The 12,524-nt window shown below is 68.4% G+C and carries 12 protein-coding genes; 4 read left to right on the top strand and 8 right to left on the bottom strand.

The window, feature by feature from the left end; genetic code table 11:
* Positions 1-83: 83 nt before the first annotated feature.
* The 5 genes from kce to kamD are packed head-to-tail and all read right to left on the bottom strand — an operon-like array spanning position 84 to position 4,125.
* Entirely contained in the window at positions 84-911 is an 828-nt protein-coding gene (gene kce, locus GTZ93_RS32415; RefSeq protein ID WP_139919119.1) for a 3-keto-5-aminohexanoate cleavage enzyme, read from the bottom strand.
* Positions 908-1,306, bottom strand: a complete 399-nt coding sequence (gene kal, locus GTZ93_RS32410) for a 3-aminobutyryl-CoA ammonia lyase (protein WP_199733715.1) — start codon at positions 1,304-1,306, stop codon at positions 908-910. Before kal ends, kce begins: the two co-directional genes overlap by 4 nt.
* Complete coding sequence (gene kamE / locus GTZ93_RS32405) at positions 1,303-2,088, bottom strand: lysine 5,6-aminomutase subunit beta (RefSeq protein ID WP_120574362.1); 786 nt, start codon at positions 2,086-2,088, stop codon at positions 1,303-1,305. The genes kal and kamE overlap by 4 nt, the downstream gene beginning before the upstream one ends.
* Before the next feature lie 4 nt (positions 2,089-2,092).
* Complete coding sequence (locus tag GTZ93_RS32400; protein ID WP_120574363.1) at positions 2,093-2,578, bottom strand: hypothetical protein; 486 nt, start codon at positions 2,576-2,578, stop codon at positions 2,093-2,095.
* Positions 2,575-4,125 carry a lysine 5,6-aminomutase subunit alpha gene (kamD, locus tag GTZ93_RS32395; RefSeq protein ID WP_120562677.1) on the bottom strand — a complete coding sequence of 517 codons (1,551 nt, stop codon included), beginning with the start codon at positions 4,123-4,125 and terminating at the stop codon, positions 2,575-2,577. The genes GTZ93_RS32400 and kamD overlap by 4 nt, the downstream gene beginning before the upstream one ends.
* A gap of 314 nt (positions 4,126-4,439) precedes the next feature.
* Between kamD and GTZ93_RS32390 the strand changes: the two genes are divergently transcribed.
* From GTZ93_RS32390 to GTZ93_RS32380, 3 genes are all read left to right on the top strand, one after another.
* Complete coding sequence (locus tag GTZ93_RS32390; protein ID WP_139919118.1) at positions 4,440-5,984, top strand: catalase; 1,545 nt, start codon at positions 4,440-4,442, stop codon at positions 5,982-5,984.
* A gap of 77 nt (positions 5,985-6,061) precedes the next feature.
* Positions 6,062-6,676: an ankyrin repeat domain-containing protein gene (locus GTZ93_RS32385; RefSeq protein ID WP_139919117.1), complete on the top strand. Its 615-nt coding sequence runs from the start codon at positions 6,062-6,064 to the stop codon at positions 6,674-6,676.
* 212 nt (positions 6,677-6,888) lie between these two features.
* Positions 6,889-8,667, top strand: a complete 1,779-nt coding sequence (locus GTZ93_RS32380; RefSeq protein WP_139919116.1) for a glycosyl hydrolase family 18 protein — start codon at positions 6,889-6,891, stop codon at positions 8,665-8,667.
* Here the strand turns inward: GTZ93_RS32380 and kdd are convergent.
* Genes kdd through GTZ93_RS43035 form a run of 3 tightly spaced genes read right to left on the bottom strand, consistent with a single transcriptional unit; the run spans position 8,664 to position 11,734 of the window.
* Positions 8,664-9,689 (bottom strand): L-erythro-3,5-diaminohexanoate dehydrogenase, encoded by a 1,026-nt coding sequence (gene kdd / locus GTZ93_RS32375; protein WP_120581498.1) that lies wholly within the window; start codon positions 9,687-9,689, stop codon positions 8,664-8,666. The two genes, GTZ93_RS32380 and kdd, sit on opposite strands and share 4 nt — an antisense overlap.
* A gap of 13 nt (positions 9,690-9,702) precedes the next feature.
* Positions 9,703-10,710, bottom strand: coding sequence for an alpha/beta hydrolase (locus tag GTZ93_RS32370; RefSeq protein ID WP_121755216.1), 1,008 nt, complete (start codon positions 10,708-10,710; stop codon positions 9,703-9,705).
* Positions 10,711-10,744: 34 nt separating this feature from the next.
* Positions 10,745-11,734, bottom strand: coding sequence for a uracil-DNA glycosylase (locus GTZ93_RS43035; protein WP_186820066.1), 990 nt, complete (start codon positions 11,732-11,734; stop codon positions 10,745-10,747).
* A 225-nt stretch (positions 11,735-11,959) separates the two neighbouring features.
* On the opposite strand from GTZ93_RS43035, the gene GTZ93_RS32360 reads away from it, so the two are divergent.
* Positions 11,960-12,523: an NADPH-dependent FMN reductase gene (locus tag GTZ93_RS32360; RefSeq protein ID WP_120578903.1), complete on the top strand. Its 564-nt coding sequence runs from the start codon at positions 11,960-11,962 to the stop codon at positions 12,521-12,523.
* The last annotated feature ends 1 nt before the right edge of the window (position 12,524 follow it).

The following is a 12,524-nucleotide window of genomic DNA, read 5'->3' as shown; positions in this document are numbered from 1 at the left end:
GTTCGAGCATCACTGAGACGAAACAAGAAGGCCCGGGGCGGTTCCGCTCCCGGGCCTCACGTGATGGCTCCGCGCGTGAAACCTCAGCCCAGGCGCAGCAGCTGCCGGGCCTGCTCGGGGGAGGCAATCTCACGGCCGGCGGCACGGGCCCGCTTCGCGGCCTCCGCCACCAGTTCGAAGTTGCCCTTCGCGAGCACGCCCTTGGACAGGTAGATGTTGTCCTCCAGGCCCACGCGCGCGTTGCCGCCGCGCTTCGCGGCCTCTTCCACGAACGGGAGCTGCTGGCGCCCCACGCCCGCCACCGTCCAGGAGCTCCCCTCCGGCAGCGAGGCGATCATGAAGTCCAGCACCTCTGGCCGCGCCTGCAGCGTGCCCGGCACGCCCAGCACGAAGTCGAAGTGCGCCGGCAACTCCACCAGCCCCTCCTTCGCCAGGTAGCGCGCCTCGTCGATCATCCCGACGTCGAAGCACTCCAGCTCCGGCTTGAGGCCAATGCCCTTGATGCGCTTCGCGATGTCGCGCACCAGCGGCCGGGGATTCCAGAACACCTCTTCCCCGAAGTTCACCGTGCCCGTGGTGAGCGTGGCCATGTCCGGCTTGTCCGCTCCCGTGAGCGTGAGCCCGCCGCACCGCTCGTCCACGCCCATGCCCACCGCGCCGCCCGTGGACACCTGGACGAGCACGTCCGTGCGCTTGCGGATGGCTCGGATGGCCGCGCGGAACAGCTCCGCGTCCTGCGACGGCTTGCCCTCCGCCGTGCGCACGTGGATGTGCACCATCGCCGCGCCGGCCTCGCGGCACTTCGCCGCATCCTCCGCGATCTCCTCCGCGGTGATGGGCAGGTACGGCGTCTGCTCGCGCGTCGTCTCCGCACCCACCAGGGCGGCGGTGAGGACCATGGGCCTGCTCATCGCTTCACCCGCTGCTTGTCCTTCGGAACGACGCAGGTGCCCGAAGCGCGGCACACCACCACCGCCTCTGGCAGTACGTCCGCCGCCGAGTCATTCACGTCCGTCCGGGGCTTGATGACCTTGCGAGCCTCGAAGCGCATCTTCCGCGACGTGTTGCCCTCGCTGATGATCTCGCCCTCCGCCTCGATGAAGTCGCCCGCGTACACCGGGGCCAGGAACTCCACGGAGTCGTAGGCGCGGAACAGGCCCTCGTCCCCGTCCGAGCGGATGCACAGCTCCGTGGCCACGTCCCCGAACAGACCGAGCATCCGCGCCCCGTCCACCAGGTTGCCGCCGTAGTGCGCGTCGTGGCTGCCCATGCGCAGCCGCAGTACCGCCTTGGTGCCAGTGCTCACGTGGGTTCCCCCTGGTAGTGGGAGTCCGCGGACTCCGTGCCCTCTTTCTTCATCACCGCGTGCACGATGTAGTTCGCCACGTCGGACGGCTTGGTGCCCGCCCCGAAGCCCGCGTCGAAGCCCAGCTCCAGCGCCAGCTTGTGGTCCACGCGCGGCCCGCCCAGCAGCAGCAGCGTCTTGCCGTGGATGCCCGCCGCCTTCGCCGCGTCGATGAACTGGCGCGAGTTGTCCTTGTGCACGTCGCGCTGCGTGACGACCTGGGACACCAGGATGGCGTCCGCGTGCTTCGCGGTGGCCTTCTTGATCAGGTCCTCGTTGGGCACCTGGCTGCCCAGGTTGAACGCCTCGAAGCCGGGGTAGCGCTCCAGGCCGTAGTCGCCCGCGTAGCCCTTCATGTTCAGGATGGCGTCGATACCCACCGTGTGCGTGTCCGTGCCCGTGCACGCACCGAAGACGACGATGCGCCGGCGCACCTTCTCCTTGATGAGCGCGTTGAGGTCGTTGAACCCCATCTTGCGCACCACCACCTCCGGCACGTCGATCTCCGCGTAGTCCAGCGTCACGTTGGAGCGGGCGTAGACGACGAAGAACGTGTACTGGTCCGCCGCGCGCTCGGCGGCGGCCACCTTCACGTCCGTGAAGCCCATCTTCTTCGTGAACTGGGCGGCGGCCTCCTTGGCCTTCTCCGACAGCGGCACCGGCAGCGTGAACGACAGTTGCACCATGCCGTCGTCGCGACGGTCGCCGTAGGGGCGGATGATCTGCTTGCTCGGCTTCACCATCGAACTAGCCCTTCTTGCCCTTGGGCGGCGTGAACGACACGCTGGTGCCCACCTTCTCGGCCACCGCGGCGAAACGGTCCTTCTTGCCCTGCTCCATGTAGAAGACCACCGACCAGGTCGTCTTCCCGTTGCAGCCCACGTACGTCACGGTGTCCACGTTGCCGCTGCCGTCCGGCGCCGCGTCCGTGTCCATCTTCGTGGCCGCCGGCTGGCCGCCGACCTTCAGCATCGTCCAGCTGTCGCCGCCCATGTTCGCGAGGATCTTCGTGCGGCACAGCTCCGCCTTCATGCCCGCGGTCTGCACCGTGCCCACGTCCACCATGAAGTACGCGTCGCCAGAGGGCGCCAGGAACTTCTCCGAGCCGTCCACGCTGGAGCGCGTCCACGCCGCCGGGGCCTTCAGCGCGATGTTCTTCACCGTGACGCTGCTCAACGCATCCGCGCTGCCGCCCGCGGCCACCATCACGGCAACAAAGGTACTCAGGATCATGACGCCTCCAGCATTTCCAGGAACGGATTGAAGTAATCCGGCGCCTTCTCCAGCACGCCGTCCAGGCCCTTGCCACCGGTCTCCTCGCGCTTCACGTCGCCGAAGCGCCCCTTGCCGATGGCCGCCACCATGCCCTCGGTGTGGCACTCGCGCAGCAGCTCCTCCGCCTTGGCGAAGACCTCCCGCGCGCGGTTGGCGATCTTCCCGTCCTCGCGAACGGTGAACTCCTCGTCGATGCCCCGCGCCGCGCGGTGGATGTACGACGCGGACTTGAGCGCCACGTACCGGTCCGCGAGCAGCGGCGTGTGCATGGCCTCCGTCATCATGCCCAAGAGTTGGATGCCCTGCCGCGTCCAGATGGCCACCAGGTCCGCCATCACGTCGTACGCGTGGCTGAAGAAGATGTCCGTCTCCTTGTGCTTCGTGGGCGGCATGTACTTGAGCGGCGCGTCCGGGAAGCAGCGGCGCACCAGCATCGCCTGCGACAGCTCCAGCAGCAGCGTGTCGTCCCGGTACGGGTCGATTTCGTACGAGTGCCCGATGCCCAGCTGCCAGTCCTTGAGGCCCGCGCGCTTGGCGAAGCACTCGTTGATGAACTGGCTGGCGATGACGGTGTGGGCCGCGTCGTAGGCGTCCGCGGTGGTGATGTAGTTGTCCTCGCCGGTGTTGATGATGATGCCGGCCAGGGCGCAGATGCGGCGGCTGAAGTACTGGTCGATGAACGTCCGCCGCATGTTGATGTCGCGGAAGAGGATGCCGTACATCGCGTCGTTGAGGAGCATGTCCAGCCGCTCGTACGCCGCGCAGAAGGCGATCTCCGACATGCACAGGCCGGATGAGTAGTTGGTCAGCTGGATGTAGCGCTTGAGCTTGCGGCTCTCGTCATCCAGGGCCTCGCGCATCACGCGGAAGTTCTCCTGGGTGGCGTAGGTGCCGCCGTAGCCCTCCGTCGTCGCGCCGTGCGGCACGTAGTCCAGCAGCGACTGCGCCGTGGAGCGGATGACCGCGATGACGTCCGCGCCCGCCTGCGCCGCCGCGCGCGCCTGGTCCACGTCGTCGTAGATGTTGCCGGTGGCGACGATGACGTACTTGTGCGGCGCGGGCGACATGGGGAACTGCTCGCGCAGGGCGTTGCGCTGGGCGATGCGGGACTTCAGCTCCGCCATCGCCGCGCGGGCCTCCTCGCGCACGGCGTCCCGCAGGTTGGATTCCATCTCTGGAGACAGCGCGCCCAGCTTGTCCGTGGGCAGCGCGGTGATGCGCTCCACGGCGTCCAGTGGACTGCTGGCGCCCAGCTGAAGCGCGCGGCCGTACCAATACGCGGCGCCCCGGTTGAGCACTCCGGCGGACTGCAGCTTGTCCACCATGAGGTTGGCCAGGGGTACGCCACGCGTACCCGCGCCGGAAATGCCAAAGAAGCGCAAGACGGTGCGCTCATTGGAAACAGTGGTGTTGCGTTGGATGAGGTCGAAGATCGGATTGACGATCTCGTCCGCCAGCTTGCGCGCCTCGGCAATCCGCGCGTCGTCGATGAACGGGCCTGACATGCGCGCACCCTACCCGAGCCCCGCGTCCTTCGGCTCAAGAACGCGGCACCCGCACCGCCAGCAAACGATGCCGCACCGCGCCTCTTGAATGGCGAGACGCATCACACAAAAGCCTTCTCACCGAAATGTCACTGCACGCTTGAACACCGATAAAGCGGTGATCAATGCCACCGCCATTTCGGTTCAAACACCGAAATGCCGGTGATCCGGCTGAGACCTCCGCACTCAAACCATTGAAACTACAGGAGGTGAACGTTCGGCACGAGGCGTGCTCTAGGGGTGGCCCGGTTCCCCCGTAACCCAAGGAGTTCCCCTTGAACCGACGCTCGTTGATGCTCGCCGTCCTGCTGTCTGGCGCCCCCGTCCTCGCCGCCGGCAATCCCCCGCCCATCACCACCGACTCGGGCGCGCCGCTGGGCACGAACCAGAGCTCCAAGACGGCCGGCCCGCGGGGCGGCATCCTCCTGGAGGACTTCGCCCTCATCGAGAAGCTCGCGCGCTTCGACCGTGAGCGCATCCCGGAGCGCGTGGTGCACGCGCGCGGCGTGGGCGCGTACGGCTCCTTCGAGAGCTACGGCGACTTCTCCAACCTCACGCGCGCGTCCGTCTTCTCCCAGAAGGGCAAGAAGACGCCGATGTTCGTGCGCTTCTCCACGGTCATCCACCCCAGCGGCTCACCGGAGACGCTGCGCGACCCGCGCGGCTTCGCGCTGAAGTTCTTCACGGACGAGGGCAACTGGGACCTGGTCGGCAACAACCTGCCCATCTTCTTCATCCGCGACGCCATCAAGTTCCCGGACATGGTGCACTCGCTGAAGCCGTCCCCAATCACCAACCGGCAGGACCCGAACCGCTTCTTCGACTTCTTCAGTCACCAGCCGGAATCCACGCACATGCTCACCCAGCTCTATACGGAGCTGGGCATCCCGGCGAGCTACCGGCAGATGGACGGCAACGGCGTGCACGCGTTCAAGTTCGTCAACGCCAAGGGCCAGGTGAAGTACGTCAAGTTCAACTGGAAGTCGCAGCAGGGCGTGAAGGGCCTCACCGTGGAGGAGGCCACGAAGCTGGGCGGCGAGGACTTCCAGCACGCCACGCACGACCTCTACACGAACATCCAGGCCGGCAAGTTCCCCTCGTGGGAGCTGAGCGTGCAGGTGCTGGATCCCAAGGACCTGGACGGCTTCACGTTCGATCCGCTGGACGCCACCAAGGAGTGGCCCAAGGACAAGCTGCCTCCGGTGAAGCTGGGCAGGTTCACCCTCAACAAGATGCCGGACAACTTCTTCGAGGAGACGGAGCAGTCCGCCTTCTCCCCAGGCGTGATGCCGCCGGGCATCGAGCCGTCCGAGGACCGGCTGCTGCAGGGCCGCCTCTTCTCCTACGCGGACACGCAGCGCTACCGCCTGGGCGCCAACTACCTGTCGCTGCCGGTGAACCGCGCGCGCGCCGCGGTGGAGAACAACAGCCAGGCCGGCGCGATGAACAGCGGCAACACGAAGTCGGACGTGAACTACGAGCCCAGCATCACGCGTGAGACGCAGGACACGCCCTCCGCCCTCTTCTCCAACGCGCCGCTCACCGGCACCACGCAGCAGCGCCCCATCGCGAAGACAGACAACTTCGCGCAGGCGGGCGCCTTCTGGACGGCGCTCGACGCGGTCGGCAAGGATCGGCTCATCCAGAACCTGGCCGGCGACCTGGGCCAGGTGCGCGACGCGAAGGTCAAGGCGCGCATGGTGGGCCACTTCTACGCGGCCAACGCGGACTACGGCACGCGCCTGGCCAAGGCCGTGAACGTGAAGCTGGACGACGCGAAGGCCACCATCGCCCCGCTCGCCACCACCGGCCAGCCGTGACCTGACGCACCGGGGCCGCCGGTGACGCCACGGCGGCCCCCTCTCCCCTTCACGCTTCCTTCGCCGGAGACGCCCTCATGGTTCGCAAGCTGCTGCTCGGTTCGCTGGGTCTGGTGATGCTGGTGTGCACGGTGCTGACCGCCGCGTGGATGTCCCTGCGCGCTCCGGCGACGACCGCCGGACGGCTGCTCGCCACCAGCGACGCGGAGCGCTACCTGCTCGCCGCCGCGCGCGAAGGCGAGACGGACATCGTCCAGGGGCTCGTCAAGGCCGGCACGCCCGTGGAGGCCCGCGACACGCGAGGCTTCTCCCCCCTCATCCTCGCCGCCTACCACGGCCACACCCGGACGGTGCAGGCGCTGCTCGACGCCGGGGCGGACGCATGCGCGGGTGACAGCCGGGGCAACACGGCCCTCATGGGCGCCGCCTTCAAGGGCTACGCGGACGTGGTGAAGCTGCTCTCCGCCCAGCCCTGCGCGGTGGACCAGACCAACCGGCTGGGCCAGACGGCCCTGATGTTCGCCGTCCTCTTCGGCCGCACGGAGGTGGCCGACCAGCTGCGCCACCAGGGCGCCTCCCCCGCGGTGCGCGACGCCAGCGGCCGCTCCGCCAATGACTGGGCCCAAACCCAGGTCCCTGCCGCCCCCGTGGCGCCCGCCGCACCCACCGACTCCACCGCCCGGGCGAGGTGAAGCAAGACACCCACCGGCAGCCCCCACACCAGCCGTCCTTCGGAGACCGATTTCCCATCCGCTGAGGTTCCGTGATTCTCTGGAGGGATGGGATTAGTCGGCTTAATGCACGAATTCCAATTCGTACAAAATTGCCACACTTTTCCAGTTAGGCTTGACTCCGACTGGGGGGTTGGCCGCATAACATCCTGCGTCCTTCCAGGAGTGCAGGGATGAAAAGCCATCGGGCAATACCAGTGCGTGGGTGGGTGGGGCTGGCCCTCGCGGTGATGTTGAGCGGTTGCGATTTTGGCGGAGGTCCGGACACCCCCCCACCTCCGCTCACAGCCCCCGAAGCACCGAAGCAGGTGGTCGCGCAGGCTGGCGACGCGTCCGCGCTGGTGACGTGGACGGTGCCGCCCGGTGATGGCGGCAGCCCGCTGCTCTACTACGTGGTGCGCTGCGTCCCCGAGTGCGGCGGCGCACTGGTGAAGGTGCCGGACACGCAGGCCACGGTGCTGGGGCTGAACAACGGCTTCACCTACGTCTTCAAGGTCGCCGCGGTGAACGCGATGGGCGAGGGCCAGGCCTCCGTGGAGACGGACCTGGTGACGCCCAAGGCGGGCATGAGTATCCCGAACCCCACGGTGCCGGGACAGCCGCGCTCGGTGGTGCCCACCGCGGGCAACGGCCAGGCGTACGTGAGCTGGCTCGCGCCCGCGAGCTACGGCGGCCGGCCGCTGTCGTACTTCAAGGTCATGGTGGAGCCGGGCGGCCGGGTGCAGCGAGTGGACGCGCCGTCGTCCGGCACGCTCATCGAGAACCTCGACAACGGAACGGCGTACACCTTCACCGTCTGCGCCGCCAACGAGATGGGGGAAGGCCCCTGCACGCGCCAGACGGCCCAGGTGACGCCGCGTCCGGGTGGCGCGCCCACCAACTGGGTGATGGGCTACTGGGTGGGCTACCAGCGCGACCTGTACCCGGTGGAGGCCGTGGACATGTCACTGCTCACGCACATCGTGGTGGGCCGCATCCGTCCGCGCATCGACGGCACGCTCTATACCGACTTCGACGTGGACCCCGTGCAGGGCCCGGCGATGGCCCGAGCGCTGGCGGTGCGGGCGCACGAGGCGGGCAAGAAGGCGCTGCTGATGCTGGGCGGCATGGGCGAGTACGACGGCTTCCGGGCCGCGACGGAGACGCTGGAGAAGCGCCGCAACTTCGTGCGCAACATCATCAACACTATGCACGAGCTGCAGTTCGACGGCGTGGACGTGGACTGGGAGCCCATCCTCCTGCCGCAGGACAGCGCGCCGCTGCTGGCGCTGCTGGACGACCTGCGCGCCGCGGACGAGAACATCATCATCACGGTGCCGGTGGGCTGGGTGAACTCCAACTTCCCGCTGGGCAAGGTGGACGCGGAGTTCCACCGGCAGCTGGCCGCCCGCGTGGATCAGATGAACATCATGGCCTACAAGATGAGCGGCCACTGGGGACAGTGGGCGAGCTGGCACTCCAGCGCGCTCTTCGGTGAGAACCCCGGCCACCCCAGCTCCGTCGCCAGCTCCGTGCAGGCGTTCCTGAACGCGGGCGTGCCTCCTCAGCGCATGGGCGTGGGCGTGGGCTTCTTCGGCACCTGCTGGAAGGGCATCACGGAGCCGGGCACCCCGCTGGACGGGCGCGACGACATCGCGGAGGAGCAGAGCGACAACGCGATGAGCTACGCCAACATCCAGGCGCACTACTACCAGCCGGAGGCGTACCGCTGGGACGACGCCGCCAAGGCGCCCTACCTCTCCTTCCCCACCGCGTACGGCCCGCAGTCCTGCAACTACATCTCCTACGAAGACGTCGCGTCCGTGTCGGAGAAGGGCCGCTGGGCGCGGGAGAAGGGCCTGGGCGGCAGCATCATCTGGACCATCAACCAGGGTCACATGCCCAAGACCCTGGTGGGTGGCTCCAAGGATCCGCTGATGCAGGCCGTGCACACGGCCTTCCTCAAGCCCTAGACGTAGCGGGACTCGAAGAGCTGGCGCAGCGACGGTTCGGTGCGCAGCAGGTCCAGCGTGAGGGTGGCGTGGCCGGGCACGTAGCCATTGCCCACGAGCATGGTGACGTCCTTGCCCACGCCCTCCGCACCCAGGGCCGCCGTGGTGAAGCTGGTGGCCATGGAGAAGAAGATGACCGTGCCGCCGTCCTTCACGGACAGCAGTGACGCCATCTCCGTGTTGCCCACACTGGCGCAGTTGACGACCAGGTCGCAGAGCTGACCGTTGGTCGCCTTCGACACGGCCTCCATCACGTCCACGCCCTGGGTGGCGTCCACCTTCATGGCCTCGTCGCACAGGCCAATGGCGGACAGCGCGTCCAGCGCCTTCTGGGAGATGTCCAGCGCCAGCAGCTTGCCGCGGCTCTCCAGGCTGCGGCGGGCCTGCGCCAGGCACAGCGCGCCGCTCTTGCCCGCTCCCAGCACCGCCACCGTCATGCCCGGGCGCACGTGGCGAGCCACCAGCGCGGGCGCGCCGCAGACATCCAGCGCCGCCAGGGACAGCGTGTCCGGCATGTCCGTGGGGAGCTTCGCGTAGATGCCGCTCGCGAAGAGCAGCGCATGGCCGCGGATGTCCACGCGGTCGATGTCCGCGTGCACCGCCTTCACCTCTTCGATGACGAGCGGCGTGAGCGTCAGGCTCACCAGCGTGGCGATGCGGTCCCCGGGCTTGAGCACGCCGTTGGCGGGGTGCTTCGCGCCCAGCTCCTTCACGCGGCCAATGAGCATGCCGCCCGAGCCGGTGACGGGGTTCTGCATCTTGCCGCGCTCGAGGACGATGTCCTGGATGCGGGAGGCGATGCGCGCGGGGTCGCCGCCCACGTCGTCCTTGATCTGCTTGAAGGACGCGGCGTCGATGTTGAGGCTCTCCACGTCGATGAGCAGCTCCGCCTCGCGGCACGGCAGCGAGGGGTCCAGCTTGCGAGCGCGCTGCGGCAGCACGCCCTTCTCCGCCACGACGCGCGACAGTCCGTAGGTATCCATGGCGTCCCCCTTATCAGTCCCGCGCCAGGAGCGGCACCAGCACGGACAGCGACCGCTCGAAGCGGTACGAAACGCCCGAGTGTCCGTCCTCGAACTCCTCGTGCGCCACGTCCACGCCGCCGGCCTTCAGGTCGTCCGCCACCATGCGCGTGCCCCAGCGCAGGTTGAACTCGTCGCGCGTGCCGGCGTCCAGGTAGACCGTCTTCAGCTTGCGGAAGGAGTCCATGAACTTGGGCACGAAGCGCACGGGGTCGTGCACGAGCCACCGGTTCCACACGTCCAGGCGCAGCTTCGCGTTGTGCTGCTCGAAGGGCAGCTCCAGGTTGAGCGGCTCGCCCTTCTTCGGCGAGTACGCCGCCGCCATGGCCAGGATGTTGATGACCGGGAAGTCGTCGCCGCGCACCTTGGTGGCCACGGCGCGCTGGCGCAGCTCCGTCACCCACGCCTCCACGCCGCCCGCCTTCATCAGGGACGTGGCGGCCTTGGGCAGGTCCGGCATGTACGAGTACTCGAAATAGGAGTCCGGCGCGTGCGCGCCCACCAGGGAGAAGATCTCCGGGTGGTAGCGGCCCATCACCAGCGCGCCGTAGCCGCCGGAGCTGTGGCCCACCACCGCGCGGGACGCGGCCTTGGGCAGCGTGCGGAAGGTCTTGTCCACGAAGCCGACGATGTCCTTGACCAGGTAGTCGCGGTAGCGGCCGATGGCGTCGCTGTTCACCCACTGGCTGCCGCCCAGCTTCGTCCACGCGTCCGGGAAGACGCCGATGACGGGCGGGATGGCGCCCTGTTCGATGAGCGCGTCCAGGCGGTCCGGAACGGTGGGCGAGAACCCGGACACGTTGGTCCACGAGCCGCCGCCGTTGCCGAAGGCGTGCAGGAAGTAGACGACCGCGTAGCGCTGCGTGCCCTCCGCGTAGCCCGGCGGCAGGTACACGGTGAGCCGGCGGCGGGCCGGATCTCCCAGCGGGTTGTTCTCCAGCGCGGGGGAATGCACTTCACGCGTCTCGAGCACGCCCTTCATCGGTGCCTCTCCTAATCGCGGTGCGCCGCGCGTTCTACGCGCTGGAGCCCGGGTGCTTGCCGAACAGCTTCATCACCTGTTGCAGGTCCGCCCACGCATTGCGCTTCTCCGCGCTGTTGCGCAGGAGGTACGCGGGGTGGAAGGTGGGCATGAGCTGGATGCCCTCATATTCGCGCCACTGCCCCCGCATGCGGGTGATGGGGGTGGTGTCCCTGAGCAGCGTCTGCGCCGCGAACTTGCCCAGCGCGACGATGACCTTGGGCTGGATGGCGAGCAACTGCGAGCGCAGGAAGGGCTCGCACGCGGCGATCTCATCCGGCTCCGGGTTGCGGTTGCCGGGCGGGCGGCACTTCACGACGTTGGCGATGTAGACGTCGTTGCGGGTGAAGCCCATGGCGCCAATCATCTTGGTGAGCAGGTCCCCGGCGGCGCCCACGAAGGGCACGCCCTGGAGGTCCTCGTTCTCACCGGGGCCCTCGCCCACGAACACCAGGTCCGCGCGAGGGTTGCCGGAGCCGAACACGATGTTCTTGCGGCCCGAGCACAGCTTGCAGCGGCGGCAGTCGCCCAGCTCGCGGCGGACCTGATCCAGCGTGGGACGTTCGCCCTCCACGACGCCGGGCAGCGCGCCGTTGTAGCGGGGCGCGGACTTGGGCACGTCCAGGAGCATCGCGGGGGCCGGAGCCGGTGCGGCGCGGGGTGCGGCGGGAGGCGGCGTGGCGGCGGCCAGCGGACGGGGAGCGCCCAGGGGCTGCTTCATCGCGGCGTGCAGCGTGTCGCGCGACGGGGACTCCGCCGGGGGCCGGGGAGGCGTGGGTGCGGCGGCCGGCTCGGGGGCCTTGGTCCGGGCGATCATCGTGCGCACGGACGAGGCGGCGGCGCGCTGCTGCTGGAGCTCGGCGGCGACCTTCGCGTCGACGAGGATCGAGCGGCCAGCGGTCTCCTCCTGCCAGAGCAGGTGGCGGCGCACGTCCTGGAGCACGTCGGCCAGCTCCTGCATGGAATCAGGCGTGTCGTCGTTCACGGTGGTGGATCGGTATCGGAGGGACCGTCCCGGTGCAAGGAAGCAGCCGGGGAAGTTGCCTGTACGCTTAGCCCAGGGTCGGGGCTTGCGCCACCTTCCGGGCGGAGACCCCGGGCTCTGGTCGAATCAGGACACACCCCCGGCGTAACGCCCTTGGCCACCGGGCGGACCTGGGGAAGATGGCGGTCGCTGGTTCCACGCCCTTTTCCCAGGAGTTCCTCGCACATGATCAAGGTGGCCATCGTCGTCGGAAGCACGCGGCCCGGACGCAAGGCGGACAAGGTCGCGGCCTGGGTCCACGACATCGCGAAGAAGCGCAGCGACGCCACGTACGAGATCGTCGACATCCAGGACTTCAACCTGCCCCTGCTGGACGAGCCCACGCCGCCGTCCATGGGCAAGTACACGCAAGCCCACACGCAGAAGTGGAGCGCGGCGGTGGAGGGCTACGACGCGTACGTCTTCGTCACACCCGAGTACAACCACGGCACGTCCGGCGCGCTGAAGAACGCGCTCGATTACGTCTACAAGGAGTGGAACAACAAGGCCGCCGGCTTCGTGGGCTACGGAAGCGCGGGCGGCGTGCGCGCGGTGGAGCAACTGCGCCTGGTCGCCGCGGAGCTGCAGATGGCCACGGTGCGCGCGCAGGTGCAGCTGTTCCTCTCCACCGACTTCGAGCACTACACCGTCTTCAAGCCGGACCCGGCCAAGGAGAAGCAGGTGAACACGCTGTTGGATCAGGTCGTGTCCTGGGGCACGGCGCTGCGCACGGTGCGCGTGAAGCCGTAGC

The sequence above is a fragment of the Corallococcus exiguus genome (assembly GCF_009909105.1).
In the GTDB taxonomy this organism is placed as follows: Bacteria; Myxococcota; Myxococcia; order Myxococcales; family Myxococcaceae; genus Corallococcus; species Corallococcus exiguus.
This window is presented reverse-complemented; position numbering and strand designations above follow the sequence as displayed.